Origin of the sequence: Leifsonia sp. YAF41 (genome assembly GCF_052113185.1) — a bacterium.
In the GTDB taxonomy this organism is placed as follows: Bacteria; Actinomycetota; Actinomycetes; order Actinomycetales; family Microbacteriaceae; genus Cryobacterium.
In genome coordinates this window covers 198,664-217,999 of sequence record NZ_JBFRCS010000008.1, presented here as the reverse complement: position 1 = coordinate 217,999, position 19,336 = coordinate 198,664, and the positions used below count along the sequence as shown (strand labels likewise).

The following is a 19,336-nucleotide window of genomic DNA, read 5'->3' as shown; positions in this document are numbered from 1 at the left end:
TCCCCCAAGCTTAGTCCGACTAAAATCGAGCGCATGTGCGGAATCGTGGGATATGTCGGAGACAACAAAAGCATCGAAGTTCTGATGGGAGGCCTGCAACGGCTCGAATATCGCGGTTACGACTCCGCAGGCATCGCCGTGATCGATGCAGCAGGCCAGCTGAACACCGCGAAGCGATCCGGCAAGCTTGCCGCGCTGACCGCCGAACTGGCCAACCACCCCATCAGCAACGGTACGACCGGCATCGGCCACACGCGCTGGGCGACCCACGGCGGCCCGACCGACGTGAACGCCCACCCGCACCTCGGCGACAACGGCAAACTCGCCCTCATTCACAACGGAATCATCGAGAACTTCGCCCCACTGCGCGATGAGCTTCTCGCCGAAGGATTCACCTTCGACAGCGAAACCGACACCGAGGTTGCCGCCGTGCTGCTCGGCCGCGAGTACCAGCGCACCGGCGACTTGAATGAGGCGTTCCGCGCCATCGTCGGACGCCTCGACGGCGCATTCACCCTGCTCGCCGTGCACCAGGACCAGCCGGGTCTCGTTGTCGGCGCCCGCCGCAACTCCCCGCTCGTCATCGGCCTCGGCGACGGCGAGAACTTCTTGGGCTCGGATGTCGCGGCGTTCGTCGAGTACACCCGCCGCGCCATGGCGATCGGTCAAGACCAGATCGTCAGCATCACCCCCGACCTGGTGACCGTCACCGACTTCGCCGGCGAGCCGGTCGAGGTCGAGGAGTTCGAGATCGCCTGGGATGCCTCGGCGTCCGACAAGGGCGGCTGGTCCAGCTTTATGGCCAAGGAGATCACCGAGCAGCCTGACGCCGTGGCGAACACGATCCGTGGGCGCATCGTCGACGGTGCCGTCGCCATCCCAGAACTGACGGCGTTCGGCGATGACGTGCTGACCGGCATCAATCGCATTGTGATCATCGCCTGTGGCACGGCAGCGTATGCCGGCCAGGTTGCGAAGTACGCGATCGAGAAGTGGGCGCGCGTTCCCGTCGATGTCGAGCTCAGCCACGAGTTCCGCTACCGCGAGCCCGTGCTCACCGACGACACCCTCGTCGTGTCGATCAGCCAGTCCGGCGAGACCATGGACACCCTGATGGCCGTCAAGTACGCCCGGGCCGAGGGCGCGAAGACCATCTCGATCTGCAACACGCAGGGCGCGACGATTCCGCGCGAGTCGGATGCCGTCATCTACACCCACGCCGGGCCAGAGGTCGCCGTCGCTTCGACCAAGGCGTTCGTCGCCCAGATCACCGCGCTGTACCTCTTCGCCCTGCACTTTGCTCGCGTGCGCGGCAGCCTGACCGACGCCGAATTGGCCGAGCAGGCCGCCGAGCTGACGGCGATCCCCGCCAAGATCGCCACGGTGCTCGAGCAGGGCCCCGCCGTGAAGCAGCTCGCCACCTGGATGAGCGACACGCGCGCCGTGCTCTTCCTCGGCCGTCACGTCGGCTTCCCGATCGCGCTCGAAGGCGCCCTCAAGCTCAAGGAGCTCGCCTACATCCACGCCGAGGGCTTTGCGGCCGGTGAACTCAAGCACGGCCCGATCGCGTTGATCGAGCCGGGTCAGCCCGTGTTCGTCATCGTGCCGAGCCCGCGCGGATCCGCGCACCTGCACCCCAAGGTGATCTCGAACATCCAGGAGATCCGCGCCCGCGGGGCACGCATCATCGCCATCGCCGAGCTGGGGGATGCCGCGGTATTGCCGTTCGCGGACACCGTGATTCACATCCCGCTGGCCGCGCCGCTGTTCGAGCCGTTGCTGGCCGTCGTGCCGATGCAGATCTTCGCCATGGAACTGGCTGTGGCCAAGGGCCTGGATGTCGACCAGCCGCGCAACCTCGCCAAATCAGTGACTGTCGAGTAGTCGCGGTCTCGCGGTTTCAATGATCAAGGGAATTGGCGTCGACATCGTCGACCTGGCGCGCTTCGCTCGCCAGGTCGAACGAACGCCGAAGCTCATCCCCCGTTTGTTCGCTGAGAGCGAACGTGGGCTCTCGGTGAATTCCCTGGCCGCCCGGTTCGCTGCGAAGGAAGCCCTGATCAAAGCGCTCGGCGACAGCGCAGGGGTGTCCTGGCAAGACATGGAGGTCGTTCCCGACGCACTCGGAAACCCCGGCTTCGTGCTGCACGGCAGCGCCTTGGCGGTGCTCGACCGACGCGGGATCACGAGTCTGCACCTCACGATGACCCACGATGCCGGGGTGGCCTGTGCCTTCGTGATCGCGGAGGGGGGCGCATGACCCGGTTCAGAGAAGCGGTCATCGATCTTGACGCCATTGCCGCAAACATCCGTCACCTGAGCGCGGTGATTGGCGACCCACAAATTCTTGCCGTGGTCAAGGCGAACGCCTATGGGCACGGCGCCGTACCGGTCGCGCGCATGGCGGTTGCCGCCGGGGCAAGCTGGCTCGGCGTCGCCGATGTCGAGGAGGGGCTCGAGCTTCGTCGCGCCGGCATCACGGCCCCGATTCTCGCCTGGTTGCATGGGCTGGACACCGATTTCGCGGCGGCCATTACGGCGGACATCGACCTTGGCCTGTCATCGGTGGCGCAGCTCAGCCGCGTCGCCGACGCGGCGATGGAGCTCGGGCAGAGCGCCGCGGTGCAGCTGAAACTCGAAACCGGACTCAGTCGCAACGGTGCCGCTCCCGGCGAATGGGACGAGCTGTTCACCCGCGCGGCGGCGCTCGAGCGAGCGGGCCGCATCCGAGTGCGCGGAATCATGAGCCATCTGTCGAACACCTCACCGGCTGACGACGCGGAGGCGATCGCGCGCTTCGACGAGGGTCTCGCTGCGGCCAGAGCCGCCGGTCTGACTCCGGATCTGGTCCACCTCGCCGCAACCGCGGCCGCGCTGCGCGTGCCCGAGTCACGGTATTCGATGGTGCGGTTGGGCATTGGGATCTACGGGCTTTCCCCGTTCGAAGACGCCGACTCCGGCGATCTCGGACTCATCCCGGCAATGACGGTGCGTGGACAAATCGCTGCGGTACGCCGGGTCGCAGCAGGCGCCGGGGTGTCGTACGACTACACCTGGCGCGCCCAGGAGGACTCCACCTTGGCTCTCGTTCCGCTCGGCTATGCCGACGGCATTCCGCGGCAGGCTTCCGGGCGCGGCGAGGTGCAGATCGGCGCCAGGCGCTACCCGATCGTCGGCCGGATCGCGATGGACCAGTTCGTCGTCAACCTCGGTCACGACACGGCAGCGGTCGGCGACGAGGTCGTGCTGTTCGGTGACCCGGTCGCCGGAGTACCGAGCGCCAACGACTGGGCCGATGCGGCGCTGACCGTGAACTACGAGATCGTCACCCGGATCGGCCACCGCGTCACGCGCAGCTATTGCGGCGGCGCCCCCGCCGAAGCGGACGCGCAGCCGTGAAACTGACGATTCCCGACGCCGACCAGATGCATGCGTTCGGTGTTTCCCTGGCCAGAGGACTGACGGCCGGCGATCTGATCGTGCTGACCGGTCCGCTCGGTGCGGGAAAGACCACCCTGACGCGCGGCTTGGGGGAGGGGCTCGGCGTGCGCGGCGCAGTCACCAGCCCGACCTTCGTGCTCGCGCGCACGCATCCGAACCTGGCCGGCGGCCCGCCCCTCGTGCACGTCGACGCCTACCGGTTGTCGAACGCCATGGAACTCGACGACCTCGACATCGACTTCGCCCACTCCATCGTCGTGATCGAATGGGGGCGCGGCCTGCTCGACGGGATCACCGACTCGTGGCTCGACATCGAGATCGCACGCCCGCTGGGGGCGTCGCAGGCGGTACTGCCGACGGATGCACCCTCCGTCGACGACACCGACGCCGACGGCGCGATCGAGGTACTCGACCTCGACGAGCCCCGGATCGTCACCCTCACCGCCAACGGCCCCCGCTGGGCCGGCGCCCCCGAGTTTGATTTTCTGCGAAACGAATAGGCTGAACTCCGTGCTTCTTGCCATTGATACCTCAGCCGGAACCAGCGTCGCGATCGTCGACCGCGACCGCGGGGTGCTCGCCGAACGCGGCATTCCCGACACCATGCGCCACGCCGAGGTGGTCGGTACGCTGATCGACGAATGCCTCCGTGAAGCGGGTGTCGACGTCTCCGAGCTGTCCGGCGTTGTCGGCGGCATGGGGCCAGGACCCTTCACCGGTTTGCGGGTCGGCATCGCCGCAGCACGCGTCTTCGCGCTCGGCGCCGGCACACCGTTCATTCCCCTCGTCAGCCACGACGCCATCGCCTACGGGCGCTACCAGGCGGGTGAGACGGGGCCGCTGGTCGTCGTCACGGATGCCCGCCGCCGCGAGGTCTACTGGTGCGTCTACAGCGGTGCCGATGCCGCAGGCCTCCCCGTCCGCATCGGGCAGCCGCACCTGGCCAAGCCGGCGGAACTGCTGGAACCGAGCTGGGAGTACAGCGGAGTGCCCCGCTTCGACGCCGCCACTGTCTCCGCCGGAGACCTCGGAATGGTCGCCGAACTCGTGTGGGCGACCGGACAACCGTTCGCCGCCGACGAACCGCTCTACCTGCGCTCACCCGACGTCACCCTCTCGGCCGGCCCGAAGCGAGTGAGCTGATGGTCTGGCAGCTGCGGCGCGCGACCGTTGACGACGTCGAAACGATCATGGTGCTCGAGACGGCTCTGTTCGAGAATGACGCCTGGTCGGCCGCGATGATGGCCAGGGACATCGGCGACCCGAGCTGCTACTACCTCGTCGCCTTTCCGCCCGACGAGCCGGAGCGCATCGAGGCCTACGCCGGTTTGCTGGCGCCGAAGGGGGCAACCCAGGGCGACATCCAGACCATCGGCGTCGCCGAGTCAGCGCGCGGCAGAGGTCTCGGCCGCACCCTCATGAACGCCCTGATCACCGAGGCGTACAAGCGCGGGGCACGGGAGATCTTTCTCGAAGTGCGCGCCGACAACCCGACGGCGCAGCGGCTCTACCTCCGCCTCGGTTTCGAAGAACTCGGCGTGCGGCGGGGCTACTACCAACCCGACAATGTCGACGCGATCGTGATGCGACTCCAGATCCCCAAGCCGAGTACGCAGCTCGCGGAGCCCACCCCCGACACCTCGACCCCAAAGGCAACGGCATGAACCGGGACAACCCGCTCGTTCTCGGCATCGAGAGCTCCTGCGACGAGACCGGCATCGGAATCGTGCGGGGCACCACCCTGCTCTCGAACACGATCGCCTCCTCGATGGACCAGCATGCTCGCTACGGCGGGGTCGTGCCCGAGGTCGCCGCTCGCGCCCACCTCGAAGAGATGATCCCGTCGATCGAGGCGGCCGTGGCCGAAGCCGGCATCCGTCTGGCCGACCTTGACGCGATTGCTGTCACCAACGGGCCCGGCCTCGCCGGCGCACTGATGGTCGGCGTCGGGGCGGCGAAGGCGCTCGCCGTGTCGCTCGGCAAGCCGATCTACGCCGTCAACCACCTCGTCGGTCACGTTGGTGCTGACCTCCTGCACGTGCCCGCAACGGCAGCGACAGCGGATGCCGCGCATCCCGGGCACCCAGCACCCGCCGGTCCGCCGCTGGCCGGCTCCGAGCCCCTCGAGTACCCGACGATCGCACTGCTGGTCTCGGGCGGACACACCTCCCTGCTGCTCGTGCGTGACCTCGTCTCCGACGTGGAGCTGCTCGGCGAGACGATCGATGACGCCGCCGGCGAAGCGTTCGACAAGGTGGCCAGGGTGCTCGGCCTGCCCTACCCCGGCGGGCCGCAGATCGACCGCGTCGCCCTCAGCGGCAACCCGAAGGCCATCCGGTTTCCGCGTGGGCTGAGCCTGCCGAAAGACATGGCGAAGCACCGCTACGACTTCTCGTTCTCTGGACTCAAAACCGCGGTCGCCCGCTGGGTGGAAGCACGGCAGGACGCCGGGGAAGAGGTTCCCATCGCCGACGTCGCAGCGAGCTTCCGGGAAGCTGTCGTCGACGTGCTGCTCACGAAGGCCGTGGCCGCCTGCCATGACTATGACGTGCCGCGCCTGCTGCTCGGCGGCGGCGTAATCGCCAACGCTCGGTTGCGCGAGGTGGCCCAGCAGCGCACGGATGCCGCGGGCATCGCCCTGCGCATTCCGCCGCTCTCGCTCTGCACCGACAACGGCGCGATGATCGCTGCGCTCGGCGCGCAACTGATCATGGCGGGGCATGCACCGTCGTCGTTGGAGTTCGGCGCCGATTCCACCCTTCCGGTCTCGGAGATTCAAGCGTCATAGATTCAGGCAGCAGACCGGTCATAATGCCCGTTCGTGGGCGATTAGCGGTATTCTGACGCGTGGGGGAGCGGCGATTCCGACGCAGCGCATCCTCCCGGAGGCGCTCAACTCGACGCCACTGAAGAGACTTGAAGGAGTCCACCGATGACCGACCCCAATGTGCCTTCCGCTCCGAACGGCGACGCAGCAGTGCCGGCCCCCGAGGTTCCCGCCGCTCCGCAGTATGCGCCCGCTCCGCCCGCAGCTGATGCTTCTGGCCAGGCGCCGGCATATGGACAGCAGCCGTACAGCCAGCAGCCGTACGGCCAGCAGGGCTACGGCGCTCCGCTCGCCGAGCAGAAGTACAACGTGCTCGCCATCATCTCGCTCATCACCTCGTTGGTCGGTATAAGCCTGGCCGGCATCATCACCGGGCACATTGGACTCAGCCAGATCAAGCGCACCGGCGAGAAGGGGCGCGGACTCGCCATTGCCGGCCTCATCATCGGCTACGTGTCGATCGCCGCGGCGATCATCTTCATCATTGTGATGATTCCGTTCATCATCTACGCGGTCTCCCACCCCGAGCAGTACAGCACCTACTAGCATCGGCTGCCGACGGCAGGCGATGACAGACGGAAAGTGAAAGGAATTAACTCTCATGAGTGATCCAAACACGCCGAACGTTCCGGGTGTGCCTGAAGTTCCTGACGTGCCACAGGTCCCCGATATTCCGGAAGGTCCGCAGGTGCCCGACATTCCTCCGGCGCCCGATATTCCGGACGTGCCGAACCCGCTCGGGGCATCGGGCCCCGAGGCTCCGCAGAGGGTCGGTGCCCCCGTGAACAGCGCGACGCCGTCGGACCCACCCGTGGAGCCGACGCCTGAGCAGCCGAGCCCTGAGGTGCCGACGCCTGAGGTGCCACCAGTTGAGGCGGCGCCTACCGCTCCGCCAGTTGCGCCACCCGCGGCCCCGGCTGCGCCGCCCGCGGCATCCGCGCCGGCTGCGCCGCCTCCGGCCTACGGTCAGCCCACGCCGCCAGTGGCCCCGCCTCCCGCGTACGCCGCTCCGGTCACTCCACCGCCCGCCTACGGCAGCCCGCCGGCCGCAGGTGCACCGCCGGTGCCGCCACCGGGAACTCCGGTCTACGCGCCGTATGCCACAGCCCCAGCCACCAAGCAGCCGGTGCTCAGCATCATCTCGTTGGTCGCCGGCATCATCGGTTTGATCGGGTTTCCCGTCGTCGCGTTCATCCCGATCATCGGCGGCGTCTTCGGTCTGTTTATCCCCGCCGCCGCCGTGGTTCTCGGGTTCCTCGGAAAGAAGCGAGAAGCCCACGCCAAGGGGTTCTGGCTGACCGGCATCATCACCGGATTCGTCGGCATCGCGCTGGCTCTCGGCAGCGTGCTGGTCTGGATCCTGATCTTCGCGGCCGGATTCGGCTCCTCGAACTACATGTACTAGACACACAACTCTGAGGCCGCTTCAAGGGGCACTCGAAGCGCAGAAGGTGAATCATGGAAGGCCCACGTCACGGGCAGCCGCCCGAGGTCAGCGACTACGTCGGTGACCTCACACGAGAACCCGCGCCGGTGACCGGGCAGCTGGCGTATGAATCCACATTCACCGCGCCGACCGAATGGGTGCCCTACGTTTACACCGACGCTGAGTTGCACACGATCGAGTCGCGCCGGCGAGTATCGGTCGCGGCACTCGTCTGCGGATCCGCCGGTTTGGTACTCGCCGTATTCGGGGTGTGGGGAGCGCCGCTCTCGTTCCTCGCGATTGTGCTCGCGCTGTGGGCTCGCAGCACTGAACGCCTGGCCACACCGCGTTGGGGTTACGGGCTCGCTCTTGGGCTGGTCGGACTGGTTTTCGTCGGCATCTGGATCGCCATCATCTCGGCAGCGATGAAAGCGGTGACGGCGGCGTAGCTGCCGGCAGCCTCGTCGCGCGGGTCGGATGCCGTCCCGCGCATCGGGGGCAACCCGCGCTGCGGTGCCCGACCCGCGCAGCGCATGCCGGCCGGACGTGCTGCCGCTACGCGACTCGCTCGACCAGAAGCGCGACCCGGTGCCCGGCCCTCCGGGTGAGCACGAGCGTGCCCGAACCGCTGCCCTTGAGCTTCAGCCGGGTGCGAACCACCGCCGGGTCGACATCGACGCCCCGTTTCTTGATCTCGAGGGTGCCGATCCCGCGTTCCTGCAGCGCCAGGCGCAGCTTCTTCTCATCGAAGGGAAGTGTCTCGAGCACGCGGAACGCGGTCGCAAACGGCGTCGGGGTGAGGGTATCGGCGGTGAGGTAGGCGATGCCCTCCGAGAGCATTCCGGCGTCAAGTCGCCGGGCCAGATCTCCGATCAGCCTGGCGCGAATCACCGCACCGTCGGGCTCGTAGAGGTAGTCGCCGAGGCCGGCGACCGGGGCATCCTCGCTGTCGGCTTCCGCGGTCATCTCGGCGGGGCCATCCGCTCGTAGCAGCAGCGCAGAACGACGGATGCCGTCGCGCGCGAGAGCGCCGAACCAGAGGCCCATTTCGACAAGCGCTCCGTTCACGGAGATCCATTGCGCCTCGGCTTCGGCCGGGATCTGGTCACGATCGTGGCCGGGGCCGAGCTTGACCCCGATCGGCAGGCTGGCGGCCAGGCCGAAGACGAAATCGAGCGAGGGGGAGTAGTCAGAGGCGCCGAGGCGCGACGTGTTGCCGTGCCCGGCGGTGCGGCGGGCCGGATCAAGCCAGGCGGCGTCGAAACCGGTGAGGTCGAAGTCTTCGGCGGTGCTGTGCTCGACCGAGGCGCCCGGGAACGGCGCGAGGTTGAAGCTGGCCATCGCTGCAGTGACCTCGTCGGCGTCGACGGCGGTGACGGCTAGGTCCATCGCCGCCATGGCCATGGCGTCGCCGCCAATGCCCGAGCCGAGGTCGGCGACGCGGTGGAGCCCGGCTGCGACGAATCGGCCGGCGTGCAGGGCGGCCACCTGCAGCCGGGTGGCCTGTTCGAGCCCGGCCTCGGTGAACAGCATCCGGCTGGCGAACTCCCCGAACTTGGGCACGGCTTTGGCGCGCAGCTTTGACTGAGTGAGCACGGCCGAGACGAGCGCAGGCGGGTGACCGGCCTTGCGCAGGTCACCGACCATCTTCACGACATCCAGTGTCGAATCGTAGGGAGGGAGCGAATCGAGAAGACGCAATCCCTCGGGTGACAACAACTCGACGAGCTCAGCGCGATCCATCCGTCAAATCTACCAAGCGTGTTGACGGGGCGTCATGACAAGACACTTCGCTGGCACTCACGTTGCGTGAGTGCCAGGTTCGCCCTAAACTCGACTTAGCACTCTCGACGTGAGTCTGCTAACCGAATCTTTGTCAAGAAACAAGAAAGAGGTCAACCGTGTCGGTCTCCATCAAGCCGCTCGAGGATCGCATCGTCATCAAGCAGGTCGACGCCGAGCAGACTACTGCTTCTGGTCTTGTCATTCCTGACTCCGCCAAGGAGAAGCCCCAGGAGGGTGAAGTTATCGCTGTCGGCCCCGGCCGTATCGATGACAACGGAAACCGCATCCCCCTCGACATCGCTGTCGGCGACAAGGTGATCTACTCCAAGTACGGTGGAACCGAAGTCAAGTTCGACGGTTCCGACCTGCTCGTACTGTCGGCTCGCGACGTGCTGGCTGTCGTCGTTCGCTAGTCTCAGCTCTCTTCGAAAGACCCGGATGGCTTGTGCCAGCCGGGTCTTTTGCCGTTGTGACACGCCCGGGGTGGTTTTGCATATTGTATACAGAGCGTAGAATCTAGACGTGTCAATTTCCAGCGAACTACAGATCAGCACCACAGCGCAGGCTCCTCGGGTCACCTCCAATCCCGGTGGCACCAGCCGTTCAGGGCTGATCTATGCCCTCGTGTCCTATGCCATTTGGGGCGTACTGCCGCTCTTCTTCATCGCGCTGGCCCCGGCCGGTGCCTTCGAGGTCGTGGCCTGGCGCATCGTTTTCTCTCTCGTGTTCTGCGCTCTACTGCTCGCGGTCACCCGCAAGTTCAAGCCCTTCTTCCGGCTGCTCGCGCGACCGCGCATTTCGATCACCATGGCCGTCGCCGGGGCGCTCATTTACATCAACTGGCAGACCTACGTCTATAGCGCAATGAGCGGTCAAGTGGTTGAGGCCTCGCTCGGCTACTTCATCAACCCCATCGTCACCGTGTTTCTCGGGGTGTTCTTCATGCGCGAGCGACTGCGCCTCGCGCAGTGGATCGCCGTCGGTGTCAGCCTCGTGGCCGTGGTCATTCTGGCGGTCGGTGCGGGAACCGTGCCGTGGATTGCATTGACCCTTGCCTTCTCGTTCGGCTTCTACGGCTACATCAAGAAGCGGGTCGGCAACAGGGTCGACGCCGTGGCCGGGCTCACGATGGAGACCCTGTGGCTGATGCCGGTCGCCATTGTGCAGCTTGTCGTCGTCGGCGCGACCGCCGGGCTGACGATCGGAACGGTCAGCGCCACGCACACGGCATTGCTGCTCGCCGCCGGTGTCGTCACCGCGGTTCCCCTGCTCTTCTTCGCCGCGGCGTCACGCCGACTGCCGCTGATCTACATGGGCTTCATCCAGTATCTCGGCCCGATCATCCAGTTCTTCGTCGGCGTTCTGATCCTTCGCGAACCGATGTCGCCCGAGCGCTGGGCCGGCTTCGCACTGGTCTGGATCGCCCTGCTGATTCTCACCATCGACGGCCTGGTCGGCGCGCGCCGTAACCGCCGCGCCGTGCTCGAGCTCATCTGACAAATCAGCCCCAAAGGGGTGTCAGGTGCGGCTCATCGCTCGTGAGGGATGCGCCGATCGTTATCAAAAATGCTCTCAAAACATTGCTGAGTGAAACTCGGATGCTTGTATGCTCAGTCACACATTCGAGGTAGGGCCCGCACCGTCGCGGACCGTAGCGCATTCAGGTCGAGAGGCAGAATCACATGTTACGAAAGAAAGTCCTAGTAAGTTTCGCCCTAGCAGCGGCAGCAGRCCTCGTTTTGGCCGGTTGTGCAAACCAGGGTACAACCGGAGGATCCACCGAAACAGCGGCGAGCGGTCGGGTCAATCTTCCCGCGGCCACCTCGGTTGAGGTTCCGGCCAACGCAGTTCTCCCCGCCGGGGATGGAAAGGCAACCTGTCCGGCCGGCCTCGACATCGCCTACATCGGCGCAGAGACCGGGGCGAACGCCCAGCTCGGTATCAATATCTACAACGGCGTGCAGCTCGCCATCGACCAGCACAACGAGGCAAACCCCGGTTGCCAGGTCAACTTCACCAAGTTCGACACGGAAGGCGACCCGAACAAGGCGACGGGCCCCGTCACCCAGGCCGTCAACACGGAATCGATCATCGGCGTCATCGGCCTCCCGTTCTCGGGTGAGTCGAAGGCAACGGGAAACATCTTCGAGCAGGCCGGCCTGGTACACATCACGCCGTCCGCCACGAACCCCGACCTGACCAAGAACGGCTGGAAGACCTTCTTCCGTGGCCTCGGCAATGACGCAGTTCAGGGACCGGCAGCAGCCTCGTTCATGACCGGCCCGCTGGAAGCCAAGACTGTCTACCTGGTTCAGGATGACTCGGACTACGGCATCGGACTCGGCACCACGACGACGGAGGCGCTGGGCGATGCCCTCGTCGGCAGCGACAAGGTGATCACCGGTCAGAAAGACTTCTCGGCCACGATCTCCAAGATCATGAACGCGAAGCCTGACGCCGTTTACTACTCCGGCTACTACGCCGAGGGAGCGCCCTTCGACCAGCAGCTTGTCGCCAAGGGGTACACCGGCACCTTCGTCGCACCGGATGGTGTGAAGGACGACCAGTTCATCAAGCTGGCCGGCGATGCATCAGAGAACGCCTACTTCACCTGCCCCTGCACCCCCGGTGAACTGATCCCCGAATTCCAGAAGGCGTACAGCGCAGCCTTCAACGCGGAACCGGGCACCTACTCCATTGAGGGCTACGACGCCGCGACGGTTCTGCTTTCCGGAATCGGCCAGGGAAACATCACCCGTCCCGACCTGCTCAAGTGGGTCACCGGCTATGACGCCGACGGACTGAGCAAGCACTACAAGTGGGACTCCACCGGTGAGCTCGCGACCCCGGCCGTCTACGGCTACCGGGTGCTCGACGGGAAGATCGTGCTGACTGGAGTTATCGGATAACGCCGATCGACTAATGCCGCGGGGGCGTGTACTCAACGCCCCCGCGGCATTCTCGAATCATCGTTGCGTGTCCCCTGAGACATTGGCGTCTCAGGCAAGTTAGAAGCGGATGCCGAATGCTCGATCTCTTAATTCACCCCATACTCGACAACGGCTGGATCTCTTTCGATGTCCCGTCGCTGATCCAAAACTTTTGGAGCGCCACCTTCGACGGCCTCACCTTCGGGGCCATTTACGGTCTCGTCGCTGTGGGATACACCCTCGTCTACGGCGTGCTCAACCTCATCAACTTCGCCCACTCCGAAGTCTTCATCATGGGCTGCTACGGCGTCGTTCTGGTTCTCACGACACTCGGCTTCGGCCCCAACGCGCCGACGTTGCCCCTGTGGTTGATCGTGCTCGACCTCTTACTCGCGCTACTTGTCGCGATGCTCGTCGCCGCGGCCACCGCCTACATCGTCGAGCGGGTCGCCTACCGGCCATTGCGCAAGCGAAACGCGTCGCGGTTGGCCTTCCTGATCACCGCGATCGGTGCATCCTTCGCCATCCAGTACTCGATCTTCATCATCCGTGGCGGCAACCCGGAACCGGCCGTGACCATGTTCGTTCCGGTACCGGTCTTCGACGTCTTCGGCACGATCGTGAACAGCCAGCAGATCGTGATCGTGATCGCATCTCTGGTCACAATGATCCTGGTCGACCAGTTCATCCGCACCTCCCGCACCGGCCGCGGCATTCGCGCGGTGGCCCAAAACCCCGACGTGGCCACGCTGATGGGCGTGGACAAGCAGAAGATCATCGTCACCACCTTTCTGATCGGCGGTGCCGTCGCCGGGGTCGGCTCCCTCTTCTACGTGATGCTGATCCCCTCCGGCGTGCTCTACACCGGCGGTTTCATCCTGGGTATCAAGGCGTTCGCGGCTGCGGTGCTCGGCGGGATCGGCAATGTGCGGGGGGCGCTCCTCGGCGGCTTCCTGCTCGGCCTGATCGGCAACTACGGGCAGATTCTGCTCGGCAATTCGCAATGGACGGATGTTGTCGCGTTCGTCGTGCTCGTTCTCGTGCTGCTCATCAAACCTGAGGGAATCCTCGGGACCTCACTCGGACGGAGCAGAGCATGAGTTTCATCGACGGTCCGAAGATTCTGCCCGACGCGGAATCCGACCGGGAAAAGCTCGACGTTGAAGCCCAGTCGAAGAAGAAGGGACGTTGGTCGCAGCCGTTGCGTGACCGCTGGAACCTGCTTCCGCGTCAGGTGCAGTGGCTCTGGCTGCTCATCGTCGTCGGGTTGGCCTACCTGCTGCCGGTCTTCAACGTGCCGCTGCTCACGACCGAACCGGGCAATGACTGGCCGCTGGCGTGCTTCACGATGGCCAGCTTTGCTCTGATCGCCGTCGGCCTCAACGTCGTAATCGGCTACGCGGGCCTGCTCGACCTCGGTTATGTGGCGTTCTTCGCGATCGGGTCATACACCGCGGCGATGCTGACCAGCCCCGACTCGCCCTACTTGCACATTCCGTATCTCTGGACGCTTCCCGTCGCCATGGGGGTCGCGATGTTCTTCGGCGTCGTGCTCGGCATCCCGACGCTGCGCCTGCGCGGTGACTACCTCGCCATCGTGACGCTCGGCTTCGGAGAGATCGTGCGCATCCTGGCCACGATCATCCCGGCGTTGAAGGGGCAGGTCGGCTTTCAGAACGTCGGTCATCCGCCCGGAGAAACCGCGGATGGTAACCCGATCTTCGCGAACTCCAACGGCACGCCCTGGTATTGGATGACCCTGACGATCATCCTCATCGTGTTGTTGCTGGCCGGTAATCTCGAGCGCAGCCGGGTCGGCCGCTCGTGGATCGCCATCCGTGAAGACGAAGATGCCGCTGAGATCATGGGTGTTCCGACCTTCAAATACAAGGTCTGGGCCTTCGCGATCGGGGCGGCGGTCGGCGGTCTGTCCGGCGCGATCTTCGCCGGGCAAGTCGGCTTCGTGAACAATCAGAAGTTCGACGTGCAAACCTCGATCCTGTTCGTCGCCGCCGTTGTGCTCGGTGGTGCCGGCAACAAGGTGGGCGCGGTTCTGGGTGGCGCACTCGTCGCGTACATCCCGCTTCGCTTCACCGCCATCGCCGACTACAAGTACTTCATCTTCGGGATTGCGCTGATCATCATCATGATCTTCCGCCCGCAGGGACTGATCCCGGCCCGTCAGCGGCTCTTGGCCTACGGCCGAAACGCCTATCACAAGATCGCTCGAAAAGCGGCGACGAAAGCGTCGCCGCCCGATACTCCCGCCCCCTCGGCGCCGGAAGGAGAAGCTTCATGAGCGATTCGACAGCTGCCGTCTCCGCCACGCCACCGGAGCTCGCCGATGTGCCCGCCGAGGTCGCCGAGGCCGCGGCACCCGACCGCGAGATTGCCGTCGAGGTCGGCGACAACATCATGGAGATCGTGAACCTCACGATGAAGTTCGGCGGACTCGTTGCGCTCGACAACGTGTCATTCAACATCAAACGGGGGGAGATCCTCGGACTGATCGGACCGAACGGCGCCGGCAAGACGACCTGTTTCAATGCCATGACCGGGGTGTACAAGCCCACCAGCGGTGACGTGCTGCTCGAGGGCGAATCGCTCAAGGGAGTGAAGCAGCACAAAATCACCCGGCGCGGACTCGCCCGCACGTTTCAGAACATCCGCTTGTTCGGCGAAATGACGGCTCTCGAGAACGTGGTGGTCGGCCTCGACGCCCGGCACCGCACGAGTGTGATCGGGGCGCTGCTGCGGCTTCCGCGCCACACCCGCGAGGAAAAGTCGGCTGTGGAACGGGGGATGGCGCTTCTTGAGTTCGTTGGGATCGCCGACCATGCGGGCACGCTGTCGCGGCACCTTCCGTACGGGCACCAGCGTCGGTTGGAGATCGCCCGGGCGCTCGCCACCGATCCCAAGGTGCTCTGCCTCGACGAACCCGCCGCCGGATTCAACCCGGCCGAAAAAGAAGACCTGATGGTGCTCATCCGTCGCATCAGGGCCGACGGCTACACCGTGCTGTTGATCGAACACGACATGAGGCTGGTGATGGGCGTCACCGACCGCATCGTGGTGTTGGAGTTCGGCAAGAAGCTCGCCGACGACACTCCCGTCGCCATTCGCAATGATCCGCGGGTTATCTCCGCCTACCTGGGGGAGCCAGACGATGAGCCTGCTTGAGCTGAAAAACGTCAGCGTTCACTACGGTCGCATTGAAGCGATCCACGACATGTCCTTCTCGGTGGAGGAGGGCGAGATCGTGTCGCTGATTGGTGCGAACGGCGCCGGCAAGTCAACGACGATGAAGACGATCTCAGGTCTGCTCAACCCGTCAAAGGGGTCGATCACCTTCGACGGCGACGACATCACCAAGCTGAAGGCCCACCTCCGTGTGGTGCGCGGGATCTCCCAAGCGCCGGAAGGCCGGGGGATCTTTCCGGGCATGACGGTGCTTGAGAACCTCGACATGGGCGCGTTCGGTCGCGCCGACCGCTCGGGGATGGCTGCCGACTACGAGCGTGTGTTCTCGCTGTTTCCGCGACTTGCCGAACGCAAGACACAGTTCGGCGGAACCATGTCGGGCGGCGAACAGCAGATGCTGGCGATCGGCCGGGCGCTGATGAGCGCACCGCGGCTGTTGCTGCTCGACGAACCGTCGATGGGCCTTGCCCCGCAATTCATCAAGCAGATTTTCAGGATCATCGCAGAGATCAATGCGCAGGGCACGACAATTCTCTTGGTCGAGCAGAACGCCACCCAGGCGCTGTCCAAGGCCAACCGGGGATTCGTGCTGGAAACCGGGGAGATCACCCACAGCGGAACTGGCCGCGAATTGCTCGCGAACCCGGCGATCAAGGAGGCCTACCTGGGCGTGGGCTAGGCAGCATGCAGGAAGGGGGAATGCGCGTGGCGTAATCTCGCTTAACATTGATAAATCGGGACCAACGATCGCTCCCAGTCAACTTTTCTCAATTCCTGCCACGCAAAGGGGTGACATGGATCAGCCAGATCCGTTCGGTTTCATTGGGCTTACCTACGACGACGTCCTGCTTCTTCCTGGACACACAGACGTCATTCCGAGTGAGGCCGAGACCACGTCGCGCCTGACCCGACGGATCAACGTCGCGACTCCGCTGCTGTCCAGCGCCATGGACACCGTGACCGAGACGCGCATGGCGATCGCCATGGCGCGTGAGGGCGGCCTCGGTATCCTGCACCGCAACCTGTCGATCGACGACCAGGCCGAACAGGTCGACCTCGTCAAGCGCAGCGAATCCGGCATGATCACGAACCCGGTCACCACCACGCCGGACGCCACCGTGGCCGAGGTCGACGCGCTGTGCGGCCAGTTCCGAATCAGCGGCCTTCCGGTCGTCGACTCCAAGGGCATCCTGGTCGGCATCATCACCAACCGCGACATGCGTTTCGTCTCGGAGACCAAAAAGCACACGACCCTCGTGCGCGAAGTGATGACCACGTCGCCGCTGATCACCGGCAAGGTCGGCATGCCGCCGATGGATGCCGTTGAGATTTTTGCCAAGCACAAGATCGAGAAGCTTCCGCTGGTGGATGAGGCCGGCAAGCTCACCGGTCTGATCACGGTCAAGGACTTCGACAAGAGCGAGGAATACCCCTTTGCCACGAAGGATGACGCCGGACGCCTGCGCGTCGGCGCCGCCATCGGCTTCTTCGGCGACGCCTGGCAGCGTGCCACCCGTCTGCTCGAGGCGGGAGTTGACGTGCTGGTTGTCGACACCGCCAACGGTGAGAGTGCCGGTGTACTAGAACTCATCCGCAAGCTCAAGAGCGACTCGGCGTTCAACGGTGTCGACGTGATTGGCGGCAACGTGGCAACGCGCGCTGGTGCACAGGCTCTTATCGAGGCCGGTGCCGACGCGATCAAGGTGGGTGTCGGCCCCGGCTCCATCTGCACCACGCGCATCGTCGCCGGTGTGGGCGTGCCCCAGATCACCGCCGTCTACCAGGCCTCCCTCGCGGCACGCGAAGCCGGCATCCCCGTCATCGCCGATGGCGGCCTGCAGTACTCGGGCGATATCGCGAAGGCGCTCGTCGCCGGTGCCGACACCGTGATGCTTGGCGGGCTGCTGGCCGGTACCGATGAGAGCCCCGGCGAGCTCGTCTTCGTGGGTGGCAAACAGTTCAAGGCCTATCGCGGTATGGGGTCGCTCGGCGCGATGCAGACCCGCGGGTCGAAGACGTCGTACTCCAAGGACCGCTACTTCCAGTCGGATGTCCCGAGTGACGACAAGCTGATCCCCGAAGGCATCGAAGGCCAGGTTCCGTACCGCGGCCCCGTGTCTGCCGTGGCGTACCAGCTCATCGGCGGCCTCCGCCAGTCGATGTTCTACGTCGGAGCCCGCACCATCGAGGAGCTCAAGCAGAAGGGCAAGTTCGTGCGCATCACGTCGGCCGGGCTCAAGGAATCACACCCGCACGACGTGCAGATCGTGGTTGAGGCGCCGAACTACCGCCGCTAGAAACTTGCGGTGGTCGAGGAGGCCGCCCGCGGCCGTCTCGAGACCTCGTGAGCCGATCTTCGAACGCTGGTTGCGTCTGAGGATCGGCTCGCTTGGTTTCGAGACGCGGCCGTCGGTTGTTGAGGAGCAGCCGACGCAGGAGGCCGCGTCTCGAAACACGTCGGGCGCTCCTCAACCACCGGAACGGCCTTCTACATGACCGCGGCCAGCCGCGAGATCGCTTCGGAGAGAACCTCGGGCGAGCAGGCGAAGTTGAGCCGGACAAAGCCTGAGCCTTCGGCCCCGAAGGTCGGGCCGGGGTTCAGCGCCACCTTCGACTGCTCCAGTGCCATCACCGACGGGTCTTCGCCCCAGCCGAGCTGACGAAAGTCGAGCCAGGCCAGATAGCTGGCTCTCGGCTGGTCGTAGCCGACGCCGGGCAGCTGGGCGTCGAGCAGGTCCGCGAGTAGCACTCGATTCGACTGGATGGCTGAAATCGCCCCGTCGAGCCACGGCTCACCCTCGGTGAACGCGGCGGTGCCGGCGATCAGTCCCAGGATGCTGGTGCGCCAGAGCACCTCCTCCGGCAGGCCGTCGAGAGCGGCGCGCATCCGTGCGGATGACGTGACGATCGCCGCGCATTTGAGGCCGGCCAGGTTCCAGGCCTTGCTGGCCGCCGTGACACAGATGCCGTACTCGGCGGCCTCCGGTGAAACCGAGAGGAACGGCGTGAAAGTGCCGTCGGTGTGGGTCAGTGGGGCATGCACCTCGTCGCTGATCACCGTGACGTCGTATTGCGCGGCCAACAGGGCGACGGCGGTGAGGTCTTCGATGCTGTGCGGGTGCCCGAGTGGGTTGTGCGGGTTGCAGAGCAGGTAGGCGCGCGCGCCGTCGGCGAAGGCCTGCTCGAGGCCGTCGAGGTCGAGTGACCATCCCGTGTCGCTGCGGACCAGCGGGACCTCGTGTACCTCGCCGCCGGCCTCGGGAACCAGATCGAAGAACGGGGGATAGATCGGCGGGTTGATCACCACCGCGTCGCCCGGCACGATCACCTGACGCAGGGTTTCGACGATGGCGACGCTGACATCGGTGGTGGTGGTCACGTGCGCAGGATCGACCTGCCAATTCCATCGGCCGAGAGCGAAGCCGGCGAAGGCATCCGCAAAGCCATTCTGCTCGGCGACATAGCCGGAATCGTTCCGGTCGATCGCCTCATGCAGTGCGCGCTTGATCGGCTCGGCGAGGGGGAAGTCCATCTCGGCGACGAAAAGGGGGAGCACATCCTCGCCGAACGTGCGCCACTTCTCGCTCGTGCGCAAGCGCAACAGGGACAGGGGATCTGCGATGACGTCCATGGCTTCATCGTGCCGCATCGCCCGCGCCCCGTCGAGCCGCGAACCTGCAGTTGTCGGAGCTTCCCGAGTGCTGAGGCTCCGACAACTGCTGGTCG

20 protein-coding genes are annotated in these 19,336 nt (G+C 65.3%); 18 read left to right on the top strand and 2 right to left on the bottom strand.

The genetic code is table 11. From position 1 onward, the window contains the following. Positions 1-33: 33 nt before the first annotated feature. From glmS to AB4Y63_RS10205, 10 genes are all read left to right on the top strand, one after another. The gene (gene glmS, locus AB4Y63_RS10250) at positions 34-1,884 is read left to right on the top strand and encodes a glutamine--fructose-6-phosphate transaminase (isomerizing) (protein ID WP_441790947.1); all 1,851 of its coding nucleotides are present in this window, start codon (positions 34-36) and stop codon (positions 1,882-1,884) included. A gap of 19 nt (positions 1,885-1,903) precedes the next feature. Then, positions 1,904-2,260 (top strand): holo-ACP synthase, encoded by a 357-nt coding sequence (locus AB4Y63_RS10245; protein ID WP_441790946.1) that lies wholly within the window; start codon positions 1,904-1,906, stop codon positions 2,258-2,260. After that, positions 2,257-3,399, top strand: coding sequence for an alanine racemase (gene alr / locus AB4Y63_RS10240; protein ID WP_441790945.1), 1,143 nt, complete (start codon positions 2,257-2,259; stop codon positions 3,397-3,399). The genes AB4Y63_RS10245 and alr overlap by 4 nt, the downstream gene beginning before the upstream one ends. A 26-nt stretch (positions 3,400-3,425) precedes the next feature. Beyond that, entirely contained in the window at positions 3,426-3,941 is a 516-nt protein-coding gene (gene tsaE / locus AB4Y63_RS10235) for a tRNA (adenosine(37)-N6)-threonylcarbamoyltransferase complex ATPase subunit type 1 TsaE (protein ID WP_441790997.1), read from the top strand. A gap of 10 nt (positions 3,942-3,951) precedes the next feature. Then, the gene (gene tsaB, locus AB4Y63_RS10230; protein WP_441790944.1) at positions 3,952-4,584 is read left to right on the top strand and encodes a tRNA (adenosine(37)-N6)-threonylcarbamoyltransferase complex dimerization subunit type 1 TsaB; all 633 of its coding nucleotides are present in this window, start codon (positions 3,952-3,954) and stop codon (positions 4,582-4,584) included. Further along, entirely contained in the window at positions 4,584-5,105 is a 522-nt protein-coding gene (gene rimI, locus AB4Y63_RS10225) for a ribosomal protein S18-alanine N-acetyltransferase (protein WP_441790943.1), read from the top strand. The genes tsaB and rimI overlap by 1 nt, the downstream gene beginning before the upstream one ends. Next, positions 5,102-6,229 (top strand): tRNA (adenosine(37)-N6)-threonylcarbamoyltransferase complex transferase subunit TsaD, encoded by a 1,128-nt coding sequence (gene tsaD / locus AB4Y63_RS10220; RefSeq protein ID WP_441790942.1) that lies wholly within the window; start codon positions 5,102-5,104, stop codon positions 6,227-6,229. Before rimI ends, tsaD begins: the two co-directional genes overlap by 4 nt. A 144-nt stretch (positions 6,230-6,373) precedes the next feature. After that, a complete protein-coding gene (locus AB4Y63_RS10215; RefSeq protein WP_441790941.1) occupies positions 6,374-6,814 on the top strand; it encodes a DUF4190 domain-containing protein in 441 nt (146 codons plus the stop codon). Positions 6,815-6,869: 55 nt separating this feature from the next. Further along, positions 6,870-7,673, top strand: coding sequence for a hypothetical protein (locus AB4Y63_RS10210; RefSeq protein WP_441790940.1), 804 nt, complete (start codon positions 6,870-6,872; stop codon positions 7,671-7,673). Positions 7,674-7,726: 53 nt separating this feature from the next. Beyond that, entirely contained in the window at positions 7,727-8,143 is a 417-nt protein-coding gene (locus tag AB4Y63_RS10205; RefSeq protein ID WP_441790939.1) for a hypothetical protein, read from the top strand. 106 nt (positions 8,144-8,249) lie between these two features. Here the strand turns inward: AB4Y63_RS10205 and AB4Y63_RS10200 are convergent, their stop codons facing one another. Further along, positions 8,250-9,437 (bottom strand): THUMP-like domain-containing protein, encoded by a 1,188-nt coding sequence (locus AB4Y63_RS10200; protein ID WP_441790938.1) that lies wholly within the window; start codon positions 9,435-9,437, stop codon positions 8,250-8,252. Between the two features lie 158 nt (positions 9,438-9,595). Between AB4Y63_RS10200 and groES the strand changes: the two genes are divergently transcribed. The 8 genes from groES (at position 9,596) to guaB (ending at position 17,907) form a co-directional block, all read left to right on the top strand. Continuing rightward, positions 9,596-9,892 (top strand): co-chaperone GroES, encoded by a 297-nt coding sequence (gene groES, locus AB4Y63_RS10195; protein ID WP_441790937.1) that lies wholly within the window; start codon positions 9,596-9,598, stop codon positions 9,890-9,892. A 133-nt stretch (positions 9,893-10,025) separates the two neighbouring features. Next, positions 10,026-10,976: an EamA family transporter RarD gene (rarD, locus tag AB4Y63_RS10190; protein ID WP_441790996.1), complete on the top strand. Its 951-nt coding sequence runs from the start codon at positions 10,026-10,028 to the stop codon at positions 10,974-10,976. A 242-nt stretch (positions 10,977-11,218) separates the two neighbouring features. Next, complete coding sequence (locus AB4Y63_RS10185; protein WP_441790936.1) at positions 11,219-12,388, top strand: branched-chain amino acid ABC transporter substrate-binding protein; 1,170 nt, start codon at positions 11,219-11,221, stop codon at positions 12,386-12,388. Positions 12,389-12,504: 116 nt separating this feature from the next. Further along, complete coding sequence (locus AB4Y63_RS10180) at positions 12,505-13,509, top strand: branched-chain amino acid ABC transporter permease (RefSeq protein WP_441790935.1); 1,005 nt, start codon at positions 12,505-12,507, stop codon at positions 13,507-13,509. Next, positions 13,506-14,708, top strand: coding sequence for a branched-chain amino acid ABC transporter permease (locus AB4Y63_RS10175; protein WP_441790934.1), 1,203 nt, complete (start codon positions 13,506-13,508; stop codon positions 14,706-14,708). Before AB4Y63_RS10180 ends, AB4Y63_RS10175 begins: the two co-directional genes overlap by 4 nt. After that, a complete protein-coding gene (locus AB4Y63_RS10170; RefSeq protein WP_441790933.1) occupies positions 14,705-15,589 on the top strand; it encodes an ABC transporter ATP-binding protein in 885 nt (294 codons plus the stop codon). The genes AB4Y63_RS10175 and AB4Y63_RS10170 overlap by 4 nt, the downstream gene beginning before the upstream one ends. Further along, the gene (locus tag AB4Y63_RS10165; protein WP_441790932.1) at positions 15,576-16,289 is read left to right on the top strand and encodes an ABC transporter ATP-binding protein; all 714 of its coding nucleotides are present in this window, start codon (positions 15,576-15,578) and stop codon (positions 16,287-16,289) included. Before AB4Y63_RS10170 ends, AB4Y63_RS10165 begins: the two co-directional genes overlap by 14 nt. Positions 16,290-16,404: 115 nt before the next feature. Continuing rightward, positions 16,405-17,907, top strand: a complete 1,503-nt coding sequence (gene guaB / locus AB4Y63_RS10160; protein ID WP_441790931.1) for an IMP dehydrogenase — start codon at positions 16,405-16,407, stop codon at positions 17,905-17,907. Positions 17,908-18,098: 191 nt separating this feature from the next. Here the strand turns inward: guaB and AB4Y63_RS10155 are convergent, their stop codons facing one another. Then, on the bottom strand, positions 18,099-19,241 hold the full coding sequence (locus AB4Y63_RS10155; RefSeq protein WP_441790930.1) for a MalY/PatB family protein: 1,143 nt from the start codon (positions 19,239-19,241) through the stop codon (positions 18,099-18,101). Positions 19,242-19,336 lie beyond the last annotated feature (95 nt).

Coding starts and splice junctions, on each gene's coding strand:
- AB4Y63_RS10205 (WP_441790939.1), top strand. CDS start 7,727: ATGGAAGGCCCACGTCACGGGCAGCCGCCCGAGGTCAGCGACTACGTC.
- AB4Y63_RS10155 (WP_441790930.1), bottom strand. CDS start 19,241: ATGGACGTCATCGCAGATCCCCTGTCCCTGTTGCGCTTGCGCACGAGC.
- AB4Y63_RS10245 (WP_441790946.1), top strand. CDS start 1,904: ATGATCAAGGGAATTGGCGTCGACATCGTCGACCTGGCGCGCTTCGCT.
- guaB (WP_441790931.1), top strand. CDS start 16,405: ATGGATCAGCCAGATCCGTTCGGTTTCATTGGGCTTACCTACGACGAC.
- AB4Y63_RS10170 (WP_441790933.1), top strand. CDS start 14,705: ATGAGCGATTCGACAGCTGCCGTCTCCGCCACGCCACCGGAGCTCGCC.
- alr (WP_441790945.1), top strand. CDS start 2,257: ATGACCCGGTTCAGAGAAGCGGTCATCGATCTTGACGCCATTGCCGCA.
- AB4Y63_RS10200 (WP_441790938.1), bottom strand. CDS start 9,437: ATGGATCGCGCTGAGCTCGTCGAGTTGTTGTCACCCGAGGGATTGCGT.
- AB4Y63_RS10175 (WP_441790934.1), top strand. CDS start 13,506: ATGAGTTTCATCGACGGTCCGAAGATTCTGCCCGACGCGGAATCCGAC.
- rimI (WP_441790943.1), top strand. CDS start 4,584: ATGGTCTGGCAGCTGCGGCGCGCGACCGTTGACGACGTCGAAACGATC.
- tsaD (WP_441790942.1), top strand. CDS start 5,102: ATGAACCGGGACAACCCGCTCGTTCTCGGCATCGAGAGCTCCTGCGAC.
- AB4Y63_RS10210 (WP_441790940.1), top strand. CDS start 6,870: ATGAGTGATCCAAACACGCCGAACGTTCCGGGTGTGCCTGAAGTTCCT.
- AB4Y63_RS10215 (WP_441790941.1), top strand. CDS start 6,374: ATGACCGACCCCAATGTGCCTTCCGCTCCGAACGGCGACGCAGCAGTG.
- tsaE (WP_441790997.1), top strand. CDS start 3,426: ATGCATGCGTTCGGTGTTTCCCTGGCCAGAGGACTGACGGCCGGCGAT.
- glmS (WP_441790947.1), top strand. CDS start 34: ATGTGCGGAATCGTGGGATATGTCGGAGACAACAAAAGCATCGAAGTT.
- AB4Y63_RS10165 (WP_441790932.1), top strand. CDS start 15,576: ATGAGCCTGCTTGAGCTGAAAAACGTCAGCGTTCACTACGGTCGCATT.
- AB4Y63_RS10180 (WP_441790935.1), top strand. CDS start 12,505: ATGCTCGATCTCTTAATTCACCCCATACTCGACAACGGCTGGATCTCT.